Raw genomic sequence first — 18,861 nt, forward strand, 5'->3', positions numbered from 1 at the left:
AATTCTTATCGGAGTCTTTTTTTGCTGTCGTTTGACGTCGCAGACAGAATCAATTGAACTGTGCATTGTAAAGTTTGGCGTAAGGACCGTTTGCCGCCAGCAGCTCTGTATGCGTGCCTCGTTCCACTACCTGACCGTGATCCATCACGATAATCTGATCCGCGTTATGGATGGTTGATAGCCGGTGAGCGATGACGAGAGAAGTTCGCGACTGCATCAAGTTTTCCAGCGCATGCTGAATCGTCTTTTCGGATTCGTTATCCAAACTGGCTGTGGCTTCGTCTAGAATGACGAGTTGGGCATTTTTCAACAAAGCACGGGCAATTGACAAGCGTTGCTTTTGACCACCAGACAGTTTGACGCCCCGTTCGCCGATTTGCGTATCCAGCCCCTGTGGAAGACCGTGAACGAAGTCTGCAATGTCGGCCATTTCAATCACTTGCCAAATTTCATCATCGGTGGCTTTGCTACGGCCGTAACGGACGTTATCGCGAATGCTGCCGTCTAGCATGTAGATGTCTTGGGAAACGATGGCAATATTTTCGCGCAGTGACTGTAATTGGATTTGGCTAATGGGACGGCCATCGAACAAAATGTCACCGGCATCAAGATTGTATAAATGGTCAATCAGTTTTGTCAGCGTCGTTTTACCTGAACCAGAGTGACCAACAAGCGCTGTTGTTTTGCCAAACGGAATGTTGAAGCTGACATGACTGACGGCCGCCGGGATCGTACCAGTGCTTGGTTGATCTGACTCCGGATAGGTAAATGAAACATCTTTCAGTTGCACGCCTGTAGTCATTGCTGGAAACGGCACTGCGTTTGGCTGATCGACAATAATCGGCCGCAACGCCATGATGTCCATCACACGCCCATAAGAAACTAACGATTGCTGTAACTGATTTAAAATTTGGGTGAAGGCGCGAATTGGTCCTTGAAGCATGCCAATGTAAGCCAAGTAAGCGACGAGTTGACCCACAGTTAGCTGATGGTGAATAACAAAGTAAGCACCGAATGCGAGGATGATAGCAGTGCCAAGATAATTTACAAAATCAATGAGTGGTGAAAAGAGGGCTTGGTTTTGCGTCGCCCGAATCATGTCTTGTTTGTTTTGATTAGCAAACGTGCCAAACCGCTGTTCCTCAAATTCTTCATTGGTGTAGCTTTTGATGAGGTCGATTTGTGTTAACGTATTCTGCATTTGATTCGACATTTGTGCTTGCGAAGCACGGGCAGCCCGAAACGCATTGTGGATGCGATTGCGAAAAATACGGTAGATCAAAAACATAAAAGGAAAGGTTATCGTGATGGCGATCGCCATTTGCCAATTGAGGTAGATTGCAAATTTAATCCGAATTTTTGGACAAATTGGTCAGCATAACCTGATACGGTGTTTTCCAGTCAAGTATTTTAAGCGGTCTCTGGTTAATTTGGAGTAACGTCGTCGTTAAATCTTGAGCACTAATGTGCTCAAAACGAGTCCCCTTAGGATAAAAATAACGTAAATTCCGATTAAAGCGTTCATTACTACCACGTTCAGCTGGCGTATAAGCATGACAGTAATAGGTCTTAATACCATATTGTGATTCAAATGATACTAGCCCACTAAACTCAGTACCACGGTCCACAGTAAAACTGTGCACCGGTCCATTAAAAGTTGTTAGGAACTTAGTCAGTGCTTCATTAACACTCGCTGTCGTTCGGTCCTTTAACCGATATGCCCAAAGGAACCGTGATTTGCGATCGATTAAAGTTAATAAAACTGCCTTACTATGCCCACGAGGGCCAACGACGGTATCTAGTTCAAAATCACCGATGCGATTACGTTGATTAATCATCATGGGACGCTGTTCAATCGATCGCCCCAAAGATTGATTATATTTGGATCGTTGGTCAACGTTACGCCGTTGGCGTACGCCATGTTCAGGTAGATCATTCAAGGAGAAACCAATTCTCCCCTGATTTAGCCAATTATAAATAGATTTAGTCGCTAGTTTAAATTCGTGAGCAATCATTCCTGGTGACCAGCTTAGATGTAAATGGTTGAGAATTGTTTGCTTTAACTCATCGCTCAGCTTAGTTTTCCGACCACATCGTGATCGCTTGTATTCGGCATCTGTTTGTGCTAATTCAGCCTGATAAGGTTGACATCGAGATAATTCATAAGAAATTGTTGACGGTGATCGGTTCAGCCGAACGCCCATTTGGATATTGGACAGCCCTAGTTCACAAAAGGTTTCGATTTTAATTCGTTCGGAATAGGTTATACTAGACAAAAGATCAGCTCCTAAAAGATGGGTTTGTTGTAAACACCATTTTAAAGGAAGCTGATCTTTTTTGTCCGAACAGCGTTCGGATTAATTTTACAATCTACTTTGAGAATAAAAATATAAATCCAAACGAAAATAAAGGTGATAATGCTGCCAATCATCGACAGCATGTTTGCTGAAATTAGGCTTTGCAGATTGTTAATGTCGCTGGTCAAACGCACCATCAAATCACCGGTTTTACTAGATGTAAAAGGCACCCGTAAAATGTAGGAAAACGGCAGGTTAGAACTGTTGGTTTTCCTACATTTTTTGTATCATGAATCACATCAGAGTGTAGGAGGAATTTGATGTGAGACGTGATTTAAGAGAAGGAGTGACGATTTACGTGACTGAAAATATTAAGCCTAACTTCGCCGAGATTGCCCGGCAATATAATGTTGATTATCGAACCGTTAAGAAAGCCTATGAGGAAGTCAAAGCTGGACTTAAGGGCCGACCAAGTGGTCGACCGAAACGGCCAAGTTTACTGGATCCATTCAAGCAAACCATCGATTCAAAGCTTGAACTAAATTGTTCGGCTGCTTCAATTTTTAAATTTATCCAGAAGAAGGGCTTTACCGGCAGCTATACCCTCGTGAAAGATTATTGTCGCCAAACCCGCCGAGAACGAGTTAAGAAAGCTACCATTCGGATTGAACATTCCCCTGGTCTCTCTGCTCAAGTTGACTGGAAAGAAGAAATGGCCCTAGTGAGCAGCGAGGGTGAGCTGTTTAAATTCAATATTTTCTTGTATGTATTGCCTTATTCAAAACTCAAATATATGACACTAACCTTTGATCGGAGCCAAGATACCCTCTTTTCTTGCTTACACGACGCTTTCCTTCATACCGGAGGTATTCCGACGGAAATCTGGTTTGATAATATGAAAACCGTTGTGGATCATACAAAATCCCAGTTTGGCCACGCTGTCTTTAACGAACGGTTCCACGAATTCTGTAAAGATGCCGGTTTCACACCAATTGCTTGTCGACCATTCAGACCACAAACTAAAGGTGCAGTTGAAGCCCTTGCTCGCACGGTTGAACGTTTACGGCCATACAATACTGAATTTGCTGATGGAACTGAGCTAATCGAACTAGTTCATATGCTCCGAGATGATCTAAATCATGAAACTTCGCAGGCCACGGACGAAGTCCCGTACCTGAAATGGTTAGACGAAGAAAAAGAGTACCTTCATCGCGTTCCAGTTAATCTCCTTGAACCATACTTCGAAGAAAACATTACCCGTGTCGTTTCGAAGGAGGCCATGATCAATTTCCGCAAATGTAAGTACTCAGTAGATCCGCGATACATTGGTTGTACGGTTGCTGTTGAAATCTCCAATGATGAGCAGCGCATTCACATTTATTATAACGGAGAAGAAATTCGTACGCACTCCATAACTACCAATTCGCTGAATTATGACCCCCAAGATCAGTTCAATATCCTCAAATCTGATTTGCTTAAAGGGCGGACAGATGAAGACATTTCAGCTTACATTCGTGAACATATGACTGATTACGACAACTTATAGGAGGCTACCATGACCACTAATAATCAAATTCTTTTAAATAATCTTGAGCGCTTAGGGTTAAACAAAATCCGTGAATACTTGCCGAATTACCTTGATCAAATTCACACTGATAATCTGTCATTAACTGAGGCGCTAATTGATTTAACTAATTCGGAACTCCAGAATCGACACGAAGGTCAGATTGCACGGGCCATTGGCCGTGCTCGGTTCCCCAATACAAAATCCCTAGATACATTTGATTTTAGCTTTCAACCCAGTATGAATCGCCAAGAGGTTCTGGAATTCCAGAATCTGGCTTTTATGGAAAAGTCTGAAAACTTAATCTTTATTGGCAATCCGGGAGTCGGTAAAACCCACTTGGCAATTAGTATTGGGATTGAGGCCTGTAAACAGGGCTGTCGGGTTCTCTTTATTAATTGTCATGAGCTGTTGATTAGATTGAGAGCAGCTTACGAAAAAGGACTGCTTGATCGATCTCTAAGCCGCTATTCGCGCTATGACCTATTAATTATTGATGAAATTGGGTATTTGCCAATTGGTCACCAAGAAGCTAACCTCTTATTTCAGCTAGTCAATGCCCGCTATGAAAAGCATTCAACGATCATTACCAGCAATAGTGATCTATCCGCTTGGGTTGATATTTTCCAGAACCCAACTGTGACAGCAGCCATTCTCGATCGCTTGGTTCATCATGTTCACGTAGTGAAGATCACTGGTAAATCTTACCGATTACGTGGCCTCAAGTAACTGCCGAAAACCTACATTTCTTTCTGCCGAAAACCTACATTTTTAAACTGCCCTTGACACTAGATGGCAAATTCTATAATTAATCCGAACAGAAATTAAAAAGCCCAAAGTAATCACTTACAATGGTAGTAGCTAATTCCAACCAATATAGGGAGTGATTACTTTGGGTACATCTACTTTATCACGTTTTCAACGTGGCGCACTAGCACAACTGGTCAATGAGGGGAATAAATCTTACCAAGTAATGGCTGACGCCTTAGGCGTCGCCAAAGCTACGATTAGCTATGAGTTGGACCGGGTTAAACCTTATGATCCAGAATTAGCTCAGCAAGATGCAGATCGCAAAAGGCGGAATTGCGGTCGTCGTTCGATGCTGACGGCAGCATTAGCGACTTTAATTACCAATCACTTACGATTAACCTGGTCACCAGAAACCATTGCGGCCGCTTATAACTTGAGCACTGCGTCAATTTATAATTGGCTTAATCGTGGCTGGCTCCCCTTCAAATTGACTGATCTACCCAATCGGAATGTCCGCCAGCACCGAGTGAGCGAAAATCGTGGGAAATTTACAAGTGGGACTTCCATCGAACAACGGCCAACAACTGTTAATCAACGATTAGCTTTTGGTCATTGGGAAGTAGATACGGTGCTTTCTAGTCGAAGTGAGTCACGATCATGTCTGGTTACATTCGTAGAACGTAAGACCCGACTTCTATGGGCCATCAAAGCCCCTAATAGAACGGCTAAGGCTCTAAACACCGCCTTTGGCAAGTTTATGGGGGCCTTCGGTCCCCAAGTAAAATCCATTACTGTTGATCATGGTAAAGAGTTTGCCAATTATCAGGCCTTAGAACAGGATTATCAGATCAAAGTTTATTTTTGCCATCCATATTCACCATGGGAGCGAGGTTCCAATGAATATTTTAATAGACGGTTACGCTGGTTCTTCCCGAAAAAGACCAATTTTAGCCAAGTAACGACTGATGAGATCCTAGCAGCACTTGAACTAATTAATCAACGACCATTAAAAATACATCATCAACAGACTGCCATTGAAAGATTCCGGGCTTGTTCGGATTAAACTTGTAATTTGCCAGATTCAAAAAATTGGGTGTCTAGTTGGAGGATGGACTGATAAAGTTCAGTGCGCAAGTTTGTGATTGCGCCCTGGCTCATGACGCCCATGTAATACGTTGATACATAATTTAGAACACCTAAAATGACAGCAGTTCCCAGTAGTCCCACTACGACTACGGTTAACAATTGAATATTATGACGTGGTATTACGTGATCGATGATAAATTGCGTGTATTGCGGAATAACAAATTCGAGCAATGAAATGATAGTTAGTGCAAAAATGTTGAGAATTAACAACCATCGATGATGCAAGACTTGCCCGAATACAAATTTAAACATTTGTCCAATTGTGACTCTTGATGTCGGTTGAGCCATAGTAATGTCGCCTCCGTTCACAAATAACTATGTTTTTAGTTAATCGCAAACGAAACATAAGACCAACAATTATTACTCCAAGGTTTATGTGACTTAACAAACGGTCATTTTGCTGAATTAACCAGCCATTCCACAATATCGTAAGCATGTAGGGCATCATATAAGTGAACGTGATGGTTAAAATGAATTTCGACTATCGGTGTTTCTGGATTAAAAGTCGCACCATTGTGCGTATCAAACCACTGCTGAATTTGCGCGTTTGTGAGGTGTTCATTCTCTTGCTTATTTTTCATCATGTCAGCAGGTCGTCGCCAAATAGAGACAGTGGCTTTTGTCTTGACGGTAAAATTTGGTTCACTAATCAGCGCACGCACGGCATCTAAATTATCCATGATGCGATTAATTTGGTGACGTTCTGTGAGCAATTCTTTTACTTCCTCTAAATCTGCATCGGTTGCATAATTTCTCAAAAAGGTACGCATTGTATTGCGGTATGACAAGTAACGTCGATGGTCTTTGTGGGAGTCATTGTATTTTTTTTGAGCTTTTTTCTGAGCTTCACTGAGTGGCATGACGAGCTTCACCTTTCATTTTTAATTCCGTGTATGAATAGCCTCAATGGTCGAGGCCATGCTTGTTTCAAATGGTGTTTCAATGAGGTGACCATAGTGTTGTTCATACTTCGTACCTGCTAAGTATAACGGATGCTGAGTGAGTGAGTACATTTCTACCATTTCCTTCATATCAGCATTGAACAGGCCACTGAGTTTTAGCATTGATTTTGTCATTGTCAGGACAGGCTGATGTTCATGGGCGATATGTTTAGCAAGTTTAATAAGGGACTGGCCGGTAATTCGTTGACCAGGGATATTCCAGACCTGATTGTATGCGTTGTCGTCTAGGGCAATGTTGGTCATCATCTTAGCTGCATCGGGAAGGTAGACAAATTCTCTTTCAACATTTTTAGGTCCAATATAAACGGTTGGTTGATGGCGCGTAATGCCAATTAAGGTACTGCCAAGGTAAGTATTTACGCCTGCCGATGGACCAAAGTAGTCGGGTAGACGAAAAAGGGCAACGGGCACGGACTGATTAGTTTCGTCGAATAATAGTCGACTTAAGGCAGCTTTAGTATGTCCTTTACGTGTCACGGGTCTCAGTGGTGCATTTTCAGTTACGTACTGGCCATGGCCCTTGCCATAAGCATATATGCCATCAACAAAAGCAACTTTTGTATGCAGCGCCTTTGCGGCTGCCATAACAGACTGTGCTAACGGTATTTGCCGCGCAACGGTTTCGTGATATGGAATAGCAGCACATTGAACAATGAGGTCCACGTCTTGGCCGGCACTAATAATGTCATCGACTTTAAAAACGTCGCCGGTGGCCGATTCTAAATTCGGCCAAAGTGATGAAAGTTTAGACTTTGTTCGTCCAAATACCTTTACAGTGATGCCGCGTTGCACGAGTTCATTAACCATAACTTGTCCTGTTCCACCTGTTGCACCCAGTACTAAAACTTTATTTACCATTATCAGTGACCCTCTTTTATTTTGTTAGTCATCAAATGATAGTGCATGTACTATTAAAAAGTCAAATTTATTATAAGTGCTTATAGAAACGTTTTTGATCATGATCATTCACATAATTTAGATGTTTATAAAAAAGGTGGGCGTTAGTTCTTTGTTTACCAGAATTAAGCCTCATTCCCTCTATACCGATGCTAACGGCTATTTTCTCTAGTGCATGCATCAGAGACTGACCAATGTGGTTTCCTTGAAAGTCCGGCAGAATTGCCAATGCAAGAATACTTAGTAGGGGTCCGTGATACAAAGTTTGGCAATGTTCAGCATGAATGTAGCCAACGATCTGTTCTTCTCGTTCAGCGACCAGAATAATATCATTAATATGGATGACTTTATGTAATTTTAGTCAAACTGAATGCATAGCCAAGTGCGTCTGCGTTGATTTCTGTTAATGCTGCAACGTCAAACAAGACTGCTGAACGAATTTTCATGATAGTTCTCCTTTTTTGGAGGTATCCGATTTATGAAGCCCTTAATATAGGCGTTTCCACGCATCTCAACTGATATGGATGGCAATCTTTAACATTTTGTATCTATTTATAGGTGTATTAGCTTGAACTTTTATTTGAATGGCATTACAATATCACCATGATATCAAATCAATATTGAATCGATATCGAAAGGGGCGAAACGATGGCGGATAAACCGAAGGAAAAACGGTTCTTGCTAAGACTCGACGAAGATTTGTATGACCGTTTGGCTGCAGCGGCTGATCGTGAAAATCGGAGTGTAAATGCCCACATTGTGACCATCCTTGCAGCTAGTGCAAAACAGACCACGTTTGAACATCGTCAAATTATTGGCCAAGCAATTGCGGGTAAACAGTTGAATCAAAAGAATGGGTTAGTAGAGTTGTCGGGGATTTACTATCGCTTTTTGATTGAGAACAACGATCCAGTGGATGCTAAGGCAAGCTACACCGTATTGGAAAGCAATGGCAATATTTTAACGTTAAAAAAGATCACGTAGGTTGCCAGTTTTTTTCAGGATTACAGCTTTAGATTTTTGAAAATAGTGAGATGTCGAAACTACGACAACACTGACTAAACTCAGCACATTGAAGGGGGAAATTATTATGCTTGGATTTAAAATTGTACCTCAAAATAATCAGGGATTAATTGAAACGTTGGGCCGTTACCGCCACAGCGTAGAGTCAGGACTGCATTTTTACCTACCGTTTTTCCAAAAGATTCGCAACGTCAGCTTGGCGATGGAACCGTTAGCGCTGCCTAACTACTCCATTATCACAAAGGATAATGCGGACGTGTCAGCCAGTCTGACGCTTAACTTCCATGTCACTGACGCAGTTAAATACCAATATGAAAACACGGATTCTGTAGAATCAATGGCGCAACTCGTGCGTGGTCATTTGCGTGACATTATTGGCCGCATGGATTTGAATGAAGCGCTGGGTTCCACGGCTAAAATCAACCAAGAATTGACGTTAGCTATTGGTGATTTAACCAACACTTACGGCATTAACGTCGATCGGATCAACATTGACGAGCTGACACCATCTAAGGCCATTCAAGCCGCGATGGACAAACAGCTGACTGCTGATCGTGAAAAAGTGGCCGCCATTGCTCAGGCTGAAGGGGAAGCCCGCTCGATTCAATTGACGAATAAGGCTAAAAACGATGCATTAATGGCCACTGCTTCTGCTGAGGCTACTGCCACGCGGACCCGCGCCGATGCTGAACGTTACCGGATTGACACTGTCCAAGCTGGGTTAGCAAACGCAGATGACAAGTACTTCCAGAATCAGTCAATCAACGCCTTTTCACAGCTAGCTAATTCCAATGCGAACACGATTGTGGTACCAAACGACGGGGCTGATCAGTTCGGCAAATTGCCAATTGTGGGCAAACTGTTGGAAAAGGGTGCAAACAATTAGCTTGAGCTGTACAAAGAAGATGAGCGAATGAAAATCACCATTCGGCGGCCAATTAGTACTGATCAGCCAGCTGATATTGCTTCGTTATATTACCGTGTTTGGCAAACGGCTTATCGTGATATTTTGCCAGCAGGGTTTCTGAACGCACTTTCTGTGGACAGTTGGCATCCTGAAGAACGATGGTCTAACACGTTACTTGCCGTTGATGAACAGAATACAATCTCCGGCGTGTGCACGTTTGGCCCGAATCGTAACGATGACTATCCGAATACGTCGGAAATCTATTCGTTATATGTTGATGACGGCTGTCGTGGCAAGGGAATCGGTCATGATTTACTAAGCCAAGCGCTTGGCATGATGCCAGACAATCGGGACTGCTTTGTCGTTGTGCTTACTGAAAATCGCTCAGCGCGCCACTTTTATAATTCAAACAAAGGGGTGAACCTGAAACGTCGGTGACCAAGTATGGTTCAATCAATGAGGTAACGTTGGTTAAAAAGGGCACTAATGCATGAATAAAAGTCCGCTTATTCAATAATCAAAATGTGTTAATTTGAATGAAAAAGTTAGGCTTTAAAAACAAATTTAATTGCCTGCTAGCCGCTTACTAATGCGGATAGACGGGCATTTTTAGATTGTCGGCTTTTGCATGAAAACGGAATTAGTGCTAGCGTTATACACATGAAAGCAATGAAAACACAACGCGAAATCATGACCGCCGGCGAAAATTATAATCAGTTTGATCCCGAACTGATTGCGCGCCGAGTGGAAATCCGTCAGCAATTGCAGACGTTAAATGCAGAACCGGACAATGACAAACGTAACCACGGTTTTCAGGATTTGTTGGCAGACAGTGGCCCGCACTTCTTTGTGGAAAGTAACTTCCGTTTTGATTACGGTTGGAACATTCACATTGGGGATCATTTCTACGCCAATTATGACAATACCTTTTTGGATACGTGTCCCATTACCATTGGGAGTCATTGTTATTTTGGTCCAGACGTTGGGCTGTACACGCCAATCCATCCGTTAACGCCTAAAGAGCGGAATGCGGATGTCGAACTTGGTGCTCCGATTACTATTGGCGATAGTGCTTGGTTTGGCGGTCATGTGACCGTGTTGCCAGGTGTTACGCTGGGAAACAATGTGGTCGTTGGGGCCGGGTCAGTTGTCACGAAGAGTTTCGGTGACAATGTTGTCATTGCTGGAAACCCAGCAAGAATTATCAAACGTGTGCCTGAGGCTAAATCTTCAGTTGAAGCGGCAGAATTAAACACACAAAAGGTTTAGAGTGATCAATCCTGGCAGGTGACTGCGAGGACTGACGTTCATTTGTATATTCGGCGTTAGCCAATTTTTAACGCTGTGCAGGTGGTTCACTTCGGTGTCGGTGCACAGCGTTTTTGTGTGGAAAAGAATTTTAGATTCGCAAAAATAGGCGAGTGTTGTGGCGGGAAACTGCAACACAGCCATATCGCGCTCGCAGGTGCTTAAAGCGCCTGCTCACGCTCACCCAAAACTTAGGAGGATTATTATTTTAAAGCGTCAGAATGTCGATCGAGCTGTCTTTGTACCAACCATGATTCTATTTGGAATCGTGTCCCTGGTGTTAATCATTGGTGGCTCAGCCGTTCAGCAAACGATGAACGCGGTCTTGTCATTTCTCACGACGAAAACAGAATGGTTGTACGTCTTGATTTACGTCATTAACTTCATTTTCTTCATGGCGTTAGTGATGTCTAAATACGGGCGCATCAAGTTGGGTAAGCCTGGTGTTAAGGCTGACTACAACGGCTTCCAGTGGGGGAGCATGGTGTTTGCAACAGGGATTGACGCCAGCATTTTAATGTTGAGTGCCACGGATCCATTACAATACCTACAACATCCCGCATTTGGTGCCAAACCATTCTCATCTGCAGCTTATGTTTACGCAAACGTTGTTGGTGAATTTAACTGGGGTCCAATGGCCTGGATGATTTTCGCCACTGCTACTATTGCGATTGCCTACACGATGCACGTTAAGGGCAAGCACGTTCAACGTTTGAGTGCTGCGATTCCGTTGTTACAGGGACCTGGCCGGACACGTCATGTGTTACGTCAACTGATCGACTTTCTGGTTGTCTTTGGGATTATGGGTGGGATTGGCTCATCCATTGGGATGGAAATTCCTGTCATTGCCAAAGTTCTGAGCACCATCACTGGTGTGCCAGATAACATTTATTTGAAATTGGCCTTATTCGTTGTTTTGTTCATCTTATTTGCGCTGACGGTTTACGCCGGTTTGAATAAAGGCATTAAGAAACTATCAGCATGGCACATTTACCTTGCAATTGGATTCTTAATTATCGTTTTGTTGGTCGGTCCTACTTTGAAACTGATCGGCGGCGAGGGGCAAACGTTGGCACTGATGGTTCAACACTTTACCGCAATGTCGTTTAACAAAGCTAATCCTGGTGTAAACAGTTTTGCGCAACACCAAACCATGTTCTACTGGGGCTGGTGGTTGTCTTACATGCCTGTTATGGGTTTGTTTATCGCACGGATTTCTCGCGGTAAAACCATTCGTCAGGTCATCGTCGGCATGTTAACGTACGGTGTTGGTGGTTGTTTAAGCTTCTACGCGGTCTTAGGTGGCTACGCATTATGGTTACAACAAACTGGCACGGTTAACTTAGTTCACATCTTGAACACGCAGGGCCAGGCATCGGTATTGGCTGCGTTGATTCAAACGTTACCGATGAAAATGATTATGTTAGTGATGTTCTGTCTATCATGTTTCGTTTTCTTGGCAACAACGATTTCATCCTCTGCCTTTATCGTATCTTCGTTCACCAGCCTGAAACTTTCAGGTACCGAACAGCCAACGCGTTGGAACCGGATGGCCTGGGTAATTATCTTCATCGTCTTCTCACTGGGAATCGTTCTAGTGGGTGGCTTTGAAACCGTGCAAGCGATTTGTACGATTGCGGGATTCCCGTTGATCTTTGTGGCATTACTATTGCTGCATTCCATTTATCAGTCCGTCATGACGGATCCTTCTGTTCAACGTGCAAACTTGGTCGCACCGGCCAACGAGCGGCGTGAATGGATGCGTCAACGTTTATCTGAACAATAATATTGATATCTTCTTAGTCACTTACCTACATTGCTGTTGGTGAGTGACTTTTTATTTAGGAGCAATGCTCCCCGCTTACGGTTGTCCGCTTTTGAACCCTCCTTTGGGACCGGTTCAAGCCCGAAGTTCGCGGTCTTTCACCTCGTCACCGAGCCTCGTGAACCCATGAGTCTCAGTAACCGTCCTCGGTTGTGAATTCGGATAGACCGCCGAATTCACAACCTTTTCACAGTCGGGTTCAACGCGGACGCCCTTCAGCTCACATCCTTGTCAGTTCGCTTCATTTACGGTAAAAGAACAGCGATTAGGTCAGTATGTTAATATGCTTTTGCTCAAATTTTTTTGCAACCATATTATAGAGGCAGATCCTTTAAAAGAAGAACAACCGGTTAGTTGAGTTGACGAACAGTAAAGGTTTAAGAAAGTGTTCCGCTATTGGTGACGTTAGCCACTTGTTTCCGTTTGAAAACGCTGGGCTGTGATAAGCTGGGCGCACTTGGAGGGGACAGGATGTATAAAGAAGATTTACTGAACAAACGTGATCGGTTGGCGTACCGCATTATTTTGGACGTGTATCTGCAGAATGGTGAGACTACGCTAGCAGGAATCAGTCAGCGGCTCCAGACGCCATTGTCCAGTGTTAAACGTTATTTGACGGGCTTAGGGCATGATCTGGCACCGTGGACGAGTAGCCGAGAAGTTCGTTTTGAGGTCAACGGCACTAAAGTGATTTTCCAGTTATTAGGAGCGGTCACAATTGATGAATTGCTTGTCAAACAGCAACTGCAGACGGCCGATAACGTGGTATTACTTAAATTTTTATATCAACACGGACTGCGTTTCCGAGCGCCTCAATTGATGAACGTTATGCACGTGAGCGAAGCGTCACTATATCGAAAGTTAAAAGTGCTTAACGCGTTGTTAGCGCCATTTGATCTGAAGGTGACAAACGGACAGTTGGTTGGCGACTTAAGTCAGTTGCAATTCTTCTATTTTAATTTTTGGCGGACAATTGGAGAACACCTGCCAGCCAGCGATGATTTTGATTTGATGAGAAACTGGCTTACTAATGAAGGTTTTCGTTTAGATGACCATCTGGTTGACCGGCTTCAAGATTGGTTAGCCATTGTGCAACATAGCGTGAATAGTCAGTGGTCATATCGCCGTGAAGCGCCACTAAATAGTCAACGATTGATGCGGCACACATCAATTTTTGAACGTTTGCGAAAAGAGTCCGAATGGCCGGCGACAAAACGTCAGGCGATGTTGCTGTTCATCTTGTTACACAGTGAGTTTATGTTTACAGATCAGATGTGGCAGTGCCTGTTGTCGACCAAAGAAACATCGATCATCAGGTTAGTGCGCTTGGTGACGACCTGTAAACAGGCATTACGTGACGCCTGGTTGGGCGTGCCATTGCCGGGGATGCTCACAGAGCAGCGACTTGCTGGCATTTTCATTGTGCCAATGGTGACTGTCGGCGATGTACAAATCTTTGATGATGTAAGCTTCCATTATTTCACGAAAACTTTTTTCCGAAGCACTGATCGGCGAGCGTTTGACCGCGTTCAGTATCAACTGACACACACGAAAAGCGTTTGGATCAATCAATTTGTGCGCCGTCACTGGCCGTATATTGAGCGTCGTTTGTGGCCTTACTTAGTCGTTCAATCACGGCGGGTGCCACTTCATGTTGGTCTGGCGCTAGGATTTTCGAAGACGGTGACACAGTTTGCCAAACGGGCGTTGATGGATATTCTGACGCAAACATTAGCGGTGACCATCAGTGATTATCAGGTCGGGGCAGCATTTGATCTCGTTGTTGTGAATGAACGAACCGCTGCGATGGTTTCGGATAGAACGGGCACGCCAGTTGAGAAGATCACAGAGTTGGGGACAGAACGGGATTATCGGCGAATCGCACGCCGGTTAAAGGAATTATTAGAAAAACGCGATTGACCGATAGCGGCATCGTTAGCTTAAATGTTTGCTCAATTAGTGAACGACGCTATGTAGGGTAACGATCGTTTGAAATACAATTTTTCCCGATATAACAGGGTTTATTGACGTTAAATTACGGATAAAAGACAGACCTTTGTGGCCTGCTTTTTTTGATTGAAATACTGGCCGAAAGGGGCTCGATGATTGCTGGGTAAACTTGCTTTTTCACTCATTAATGGTCGTCTCAAGAACCAAAAATGAGCGCGAAAAAGAATGTCTTTCCGATAAAATAAGCAACGTGAATAGCGTTAGCCGAGGTTTCGCGTTAGGAGGAGAGGATGACATGACCAGTAACAAACAGTGGCTGGCGATAATGTTAGTGAGTTTAATGACCGGCTTAGTCTTACTGTCCAATCCAGGTCAAGCGGCACCGGTTTCAGATTCTCAAACGAGTGATCAACAGGCTAGCAGGCAGCAAACGCAAGTCTCACAATCTGCAAATGAATCACGTTTGCCTGCTGCCGTCATCAGCCAGATGCCTAGTGATGACTCAGTAGCGAGCAGTTCTGCCATTAACGGCAGCAGCATGTCGACGGTTAATCAAGATCGATCAGCTGTCATGGATAAAAATGCGGCGACAAGTCGTGCGGTAGCGAGCGCCGGTCTGCCAATTTCGTTTAACATGAAGCCGGTGTCCCGCAACCCAATCACGTTTAACGGCAATGATGTCACAGTGCCGATGCTCATGGATATTCCCAGAACCGGGACGGTTAACTTTTACGTGATGTTCTGGTGGGGAATCAATCAGTGGGTAGGTCGGCAAACGTTCACCAAGACAGGTGTGCAACAGCCAGTTAATTTTGTTATTCCCGCAAACGTCATTCCACGTGATAACTCAATCCATACTGTGTCGTTATTCGCGACGGATGAATCTGGTCATCAAACGGGATTAATTAATTTAATTCTGTTATCGAACGTTTCTGGCGAGCAGAATGGTGCGCTGAAAGTGGTGGCGCCTGGCAATATCAATTTTAATCAGGGCCAGGATAAATTGACCGTCGACGAAGCCTGGGGCCATCAATTACCAGCCACGATTGAGGGACCACAAGGAATTGGTCAAAACGGCGTTGGCGACAATCGTTTGGCGGTGCTGGATACTTATTCCAAAAAGCAGGACTGGACGCTGACCGCAATGACTACACAACCATTAACCGGACCGGATCATGAGCCACTCACCAATGCATTATTCTATGCGCGTAATGGCAAGCATCAGCCCATTGAAGGCACCTCAGCGTTGGTGGCAACGAGCAATGATTACACTAGCGAAACCGTAAATGATGCCAATAATGTGGTGCGTGGCCGGCAAACTAACATTTCGGGACACTGGAATCGTAACAACGGTCTTTTTCTAGAAGTGCCGTATGGTATTGGCGGTGGTGAGACGTACAGTACCACCATTACATGGACGCTGACAGCTGGCGTGCCAAATCAATAAGCCCCCATTTTACCAAGGCACACTCGCGTATTCGTGTGGGTGTGCCTTTTATGTTGAATGGACGGGCATTGAGCCGATGTGAGTTGATTGAGTTAAGGAAGTGAACAAGGTGGACCGAACTGAATTATTGAATCAGGGTGACCGTCAGGTTTATCGAATTCTTGAGAGTATTTATCTAGCGGATGGTCAAACGAATCGAGCCAATCTCATGCAAACGCTCGGTTTATCGCCAGCAACGTTAAGTCGGCATTTACAAAAAGTTATGGAGGATCTTAGGCCAGACATTGATGATGGTGCATTGACGCTGACGTTTGACCAAACACAAGTGACGTTTGCCATGCAGGGGAAAATGACGCTGGACGGATTAATGTTTGACCGTCAGGTGTTGCGTTCCGACACGTACCAGATTTATCTGTATCTTTATCAGCATGAATTCCATTTTCAAGCGTGGCAGTTGGCCAATAAACTGCACCTGAGTGAGAAAACGGCGGCGCGCAAGGTAATCAAGGCGAACGCGCTTCTCAAGGAATTCAGTTTGACGATTTATCGTGGCGAATTGAAGGGGACCCTATTTCAGGTGACGTGGTTTTACTACAAACTGTTTCGTGAGTTGCATGTCACTCCAACGCCAGTGGCTAAACACGATGAGTTGATCAAACGACTAACAGAAAGTGGTCTCAGAATTGACGAGTCAATGACAGACCGGTTAACTCAGTGGTTATCGGTAATGGATCACATTCAGGTCAACTATGCTCAGTTTAGTGATCAGGTCTCTGCGTTAGATGAACAGCTGACTAATGGCACCAAACTAAGGGCGGTTGTTGATCGAACGGCGTTGCAATTGACGGAAAGTGAACGCGAGAATTTAACGTTGTTTCTGCTTCTCCATTGTGGGGAAGTCATTGCGGATACACAGTTAGATGACTGGATCGGCATTACCCGACCTCAAAACCGCGATTTATATGACAATCTGCGTCGGATTCAGTTGCATTTTGCTCATGTTCAGGATATTCAACAGATTGTGCACATTAGCGTGGCACAATTGTTTAGTTTGCTGGTGGTCCCCATGATCGGGATCGGCAGTATTGACCACTTTGATGATCTGAGTTTTGACCATGCATTAGCTGTGAACATGCCATACGATGGGGTGGTCGCAATGGCGCACTTGAAGGCCACGTTACTGGAAACGACAACTGGGACGATTCACCGCATTATTGATGACCACTGGCGTTATTTATCGCAATATCTATTGCCCTTTTACGCGTTATTGACGTCGACCACGCGGCCAACACGCCATATTGGTTTGGCGCTGGGCACTAGTCGGGAATTGACTGCATTGTTTGCCAAACGACTAATTAATGTGCTGGAACCAGCTGTTCAAGTGTCTTGGGAACTTTACGATGAACGTCATCATTACGATTTAATTGTCGTTAACGAACAAAATCGTCAAACGGTAGATTGCAAATTTAATCCGAATTTTTGGACAAATTGGTCAGCATAACCTGATACGGTGTTTTCCAGTCAAGTATTTTAAGCGGTCTCTGGTTAATTTGGAGTAACGTCGTCGTTAAATCTTGAGCACTAATGTGCTCAAAACGAGTCCCCTTAGGATAAAAATAACGTAAATTCCGATTAAAGCGTTCATTACTACCACGTTCAGCTGGCGTATAAGCATGACAGTAATAGGTCTTAATACCATATTGTGATTCAAATGATACTAGCCCACTAAACTCAGTACCACGGTCCACAGTAAAACTGTGCACCGGTCCATTAAAAGTTGTTAGGAACTTAGTCAGTGCTTCATTAACACTCGCTGTCGTTCGGTCCTTTAACCGATATGCCCAAAGGAACCGTGATTTGCGATCGATTAAAGTTAATAAAACTGCCTTACTATGCCCACGAGGGCCAACGACGGTATCTAGTTCAAAATCACCGATGCGATTACGTTGATTAATCATCATGGGACGCTGTTCAATCGATCGCCCCAAAGATTGATTATATTTGGATCGTTGGTCAACGTTACGCCGTTGGCGTACGCCATGTTCAGGTAGATCATTCAAGGAGAAACCAATTCTCCCCTGATTTAGCCAATTATAAATAGATTTAGTCGCTAGTTTAAATTCGTGAGCAATCATTCCTGGTGACCAGCTTAGATGTAAATGGTTGAGAATTGTTTGCTTTAACTCATCGCTCAGCTTAGTTTTCCGACCACATCGTGATCGCTTGTATTCGGCATCTGTTTGTGCTAATTCAGCCTGATAAGGTTGACATCGAGATAATTCATAAGAAATTGTTGACGGTGATCGGTTCAGCCGAACGCCCATTTGGATATTGGACAGCCCTAGTTCACAAAAGGTTTCGATTTTAATTCGTTCGGAATAGGTTATACTAGACAAAAGATCAGCTCCTAAAAGATGGGTTTGTTGTAAACACCATTTTAAAGGAAGCTGATCTTTTTTGTCCGAACAGCGTTCGGATTAATTTTACAATCTACTAAACAATTAAAAAGAATCAAAGTTGTTACGAAATTTCAGCGTTGGGCAACGAGAAAGATTTAAAGGCAATTCTGCAACAAATGGTCGCGGTATGAAGACTAAACGATGAAAGGTGTGGCAAACAAAAAGGTTTAATTCCCGCATATGGGAATTAAACCTTTTTACGTCGGGTATGAATTCGAGACAAATATGGTTCGTAATTGCATGGATCTGACTGTCAGTTAGTAATTTTGCTGGTCGTCAGTAAGTTTGTTAGCTGACTAAAGTCAAATTACCCATTTATGAAATCA

At 43.8% G+C, this 18,861-nt stretch carries 17 protein-coding genes and 2 pseudogenes; 11 read left to right on the top strand and 8 right to left on the bottom strand.

Features of this window, described 5'->3' with window-relative positions; all coding sequences use genetic code 11:
- Nucleotides 1-49: 49 nt before the first annotated feature.
- From ABUE36_RS03930 to ABUE36_RS03940, 3 genes and pseudogenes are all read right to left on the bottom strand, one after another.
- A pseudogene (locus ABUE36_RS03930) lies at nucleotides 50-1,345 on the bottom strand (ABC transporter ATP-binding protein); the annotation flags it as partial.
- A 1-nt stretch (nucleotide 1,346) separates the two neighbouring features.
- Nucleotides 1,347-2,276 carry an IS30-like element ISLpl1 family transposase gene (locus tag ABUE36_RS03935; protein WP_096109805.1) on the bottom strand — a complete coding sequence of 310 codons (930 nt, stop codon included), beginning with the start codon at nucleotides 2,274-2,276 and terminating at the stop codon, nucleotides 1,347-1,349.
- Nucleotides 2,277-2,377: 101 nt separating this feature from the next.
- Nucleotides 2,378-2,521, bottom strand: a pseudogene (locus ABUE36_RS03940) (ABC transporter transmembrane domain-containing protein); the annotation flags it as partial.
- A gap of 98 nt (nucleotides 2,522-2,619) precedes the next feature.
- On the opposite strand from ABUE36_RS03940, the gene istA reads away from it, so the two are divergent.
- The 3 genes from istA to ABUE36_RS03955 all read left to right on the top strand — a co-directional run bounded on the left by istA (nucleotide 2,620) and on the right by ABUE36_RS03955 (nucleotide 5,674).
- Entirely contained in the window at nucleotides 2,620-3,843 is a 1,224-nt protein-coding gene (gene istA / locus ABUE36_RS03945; RefSeq protein ID WP_003555353.1) for an IS21 family transposase, read from the top strand.
- A 9-nt stretch (nucleotides 3,844-3,852) separates the two neighbouring features.
- Nucleotides 3,853-4,590, top strand: coding sequence for an IS21-like element helper ATPase IstB (gene istB / locus ABUE36_RS03950; RefSeq protein WP_014386885.1), 738 nt, complete (start codon nucleotides 3,853-3,855; stop codon nucleotides 4,588-4,590).
- Between the two features lie 163 nt (nucleotides 4,591-4,753).
- Nucleotides 4,754-5,674, top strand: coding sequence for an IS30-like element ISLsa1 family transposase (locus tag ABUE36_RS03955; RefSeq protein WP_011373852.1), 921 nt, complete (start codon nucleotides 4,754-4,756; stop codon nucleotides 5,672-5,674).
- On the opposite strand, the gene ABUE36_RS03960 is transcribed toward ABUE36_RS03955, so the two are convergent.
- The 4 genes from ABUE36_RS03960 to ABUE36_RS03975 form a co-directional block, all read right to left on the bottom strand.
- The gene (locus tag ABUE36_RS03960; RefSeq protein WP_238331103.1) at nucleotides 5,671-6,045 is read right to left on the bottom strand and encodes an ABC transporter transmembrane domain-containing protein; all 375 of its coding nucleotides are present in this window, start codon (nucleotides 6,043-6,045) and stop codon (nucleotides 5,671-5,673) included. The genes ABUE36_RS03955 and ABUE36_RS03960 overlap by 4 nt on opposite strands.
- A gap of 104 nt (nucleotides 6,046-6,149) precedes the next feature.
- Nucleotides 6,150-6,617 carry a hypothetical protein gene (locus ABUE36_RS03965; protein ID WP_162855678.1) on the bottom strand — a complete coding sequence of 156 codons (468 nt, stop codon included), beginning with the start codon at nucleotides 6,615-6,617 and terminating at the stop codon, nucleotides 6,150-6,152.
- Nucleotides 6,618-6,638: 21 nt separating this feature from the next.
- The gene (locus ABUE36_RS03970) at nucleotides 6,639-7,577 is read right to left on the bottom strand and encodes an NAD-dependent epimerase/dehydratase family protein (RefSeq protein ID WP_421017203.1); all 939 of its coding nucleotides are present in this window, start codon (nucleotides 7,575-7,577) and stop codon (nucleotides 6,639-6,641) included.
- A gap of 70 nt (nucleotides 7,578-7,647) precedes the next feature.
- Entirely contained in the window at nucleotides 7,648-7,959 is a 312-nt protein-coding gene (locus ABUE36_RS03975; protein ID WP_161002335.1) for a GNAT family N-acetyltransferase, read from the bottom strand.
- 305 nt (nucleotides 7,960-8,264) lie between these two features.
- Between ABUE36_RS03975 and ABUE36_RS03980 the strand changes: the two genes are divergently transcribed.
- The 8 genes from ABUE36_RS03980 (at nucleotide 8,265) to ABUE36_RS04015 (ending at nucleotide 17,577) form a co-directional block, all read left to right on the top strand.
- Complete coding sequence (locus ABUE36_RS03980) at nucleotides 8,265-8,600, top strand: toxin-antitoxin system HicB family antitoxin (protein ID WP_017260562.1); 336 nt, start codon at nucleotides 8,265-8,267, stop codon at nucleotides 8,598-8,600.
- A 106-nt stretch (nucleotides 8,601-8,706) separates the two neighbouring features.
- Nucleotides 8,707-9,525 (top strand): SPFH domain-containing protein, encoded by an 819-nt coding sequence (locus ABUE36_RS03985; RefSeq protein WP_161002273.1) that lies wholly within the window; start codon nucleotides 8,707-8,709, stop codon nucleotides 9,523-9,525.
- Nucleotides 9,526-9,552: 27 nt separating this feature from the next.
- The gene (locus ABUE36_RS03990) at nucleotides 9,553-9,984 is read left to right on the top strand and encodes a GNAT family N-acetyltransferase (protein WP_421017204.1); all 432 of its coding nucleotides are present in this window, start codon (nucleotides 9,553-9,555) and stop codon (nucleotides 9,982-9,984) included.
- A gap of 231 nt (nucleotides 9,985-10,215) precedes the next feature.
- Complete coding sequence (locus ABUE36_RS03995; RefSeq protein ID WP_161002336.1) at nucleotides 10,216-10,815, top strand: sugar O-acetyltransferase; 600 nt, start codon at nucleotides 10,216-10,218, stop codon at nucleotides 10,813-10,815.
- Nucleotides 10,816-11,104: 289 nt separating this feature from the next.
- Nucleotides 11,105-12,640 (top strand): BCCT family transporter, encoded by a 1,536-nt coding sequence (locus ABUE36_RS04000; RefSeq protein WP_161002337.1) that lies wholly within the window; start codon nucleotides 11,105-11,107, stop codon nucleotides 12,638-12,640.
- Between the two features lie 510 nt (nucleotides 12,641-13,150).
- On the top strand, nucleotides 13,151-14,599 hold the full coding sequence (locus tag ABUE36_RS04005; RefSeq protein ID WP_161002275.1) for a helix-turn-helix domain-containing protein: 1,449 nt from the start codon (nucleotides 13,151-13,153) through the stop codon (nucleotides 14,597-14,599).
- A 325-nt stretch (nucleotides 14,600-14,924) separates the two neighbouring features.
- Entirely contained in the window at nucleotides 14,925-16,076 is a 1,152-nt protein-coding gene (locus ABUE36_RS04010) for a WxL domain-containing protein (RefSeq protein ID WP_421017205.1), read from the top strand.
- A 109-nt stretch (nucleotides 16,077-16,185) separates the two neighbouring features.
- Entirely contained in the window at nucleotides 16,186-17,577 is a 1,392-nt protein-coding gene (locus ABUE36_RS04015) for a helix-turn-helix domain-containing protein (protein WP_421017206.1), read from the top strand.
- Here ABUE36_RS04015 and ABUE36_RS04020 read toward each other — a convergent pair.
- Nucleotides 17,543-18,472, bottom strand: a complete 930-nt coding sequence (locus tag ABUE36_RS04020; protein WP_096109805.1) for an IS30-like element ISLpl1 family transposase — start codon at nucleotides 18,470-18,472, stop codon at nucleotides 17,543-17,545. The genes ABUE36_RS04015 and ABUE36_RS04020 overlap by 35 nt on opposite strands.
- Between the last annotated feature and the right edge of the window lie 389 nt (nucleotides 18,473-18,861).

The organism is Furfurilactobacillus cerevisiae, from assembly GCF_048961765.1.
Taxonomy (GTDB): Bacteria; Bacillota; Bacilli; order Lactobacillales; family Lactobacillaceae; genus Furfurilactobacillus; species Furfurilactobacillus milii_A.

What these genes read in the sequence shown, in the direction of transcription:
- istB (WP_014386885.1), top strand. Translation starts at nt 3,853, where the DNA reads ATGACCACTAATAATCAAATTCTTTTAAATAATCTTGAGCGCTTAGGG.
- ABUE36_RS03960 (WP_238331103.1), bottom strand. Translation starts at nt 6,045, where the DNA reads ATGGCTCAACCGACATCAAGAGTCACAATTGGACAAATGTTTAAATTT.
- ABUE36_RS03965 (WP_162855678.1), bottom strand. Translation starts at nt 6,617, where the DNA reads ATGCCACTCAGTGAAGCTCAGAAAAAAGCTCAAAAAAAATACAATGAC.
- ABUE36_RS03970 (WP_421017203.1), bottom strand. Translation starts at nt 7,577, where the DNA reads ATGGTAAATAAAGTTTTAGTACTGGGTGCAACAGGTGGAACAGGACAA.
- ABUE36_RS03980 (WP_017260562.1), top strand. Translation starts at nt 8,265, where the DNA reads ATGGCGGATAAACCGAAGGAAAAACGGTTCTTGCTAAGACTCGACGAA.
- ABUE36_RS03985 (WP_161002273.1), top strand. Translation starts at nt 8,707, where the DNA reads ATGCTTGGATTTAAAATTGTACCTCAAAATAATCAGGGATTAATTGAA.
- ABUE36_RS03990 (WP_421017204.1), top strand. Translation starts at nt 9,553, where the DNA reads ATGAAAATCACCATTCGGCGGCCAATTAGTACTGATCAGCCAGCTGAT.
- ABUE36_RS03995 (WP_161002336.1), top strand. Translation starts at nt 10,216, where the DNA reads ATGAAAACACAACGCGAAATCATGACCGCCGGCGAAAATTATAATCAG.
- ABUE36_RS04000 (WP_161002337.1), top strand. Translation starts at nt 11,105, where the DNA reads ATGATTCTATTTGGAATCGTGTCCCTGGTGTTAATCATTGGTGGCTCA.
- ABUE36_RS04005 (WP_161002275.1), top strand. Translation starts at nt 13,151, where the DNA reads ATGTATAAAGAAGATTTACTGAACAAACGTGATCGGTTGGCGTACCGC.
- ABUE36_RS04010 (WP_421017205.1), top strand. Translation starts at nt 14,925, where the DNA reads ATGACCAGTAACAAACAGTGGCTGGCGATAATGTTAGTGAGTTTAATG.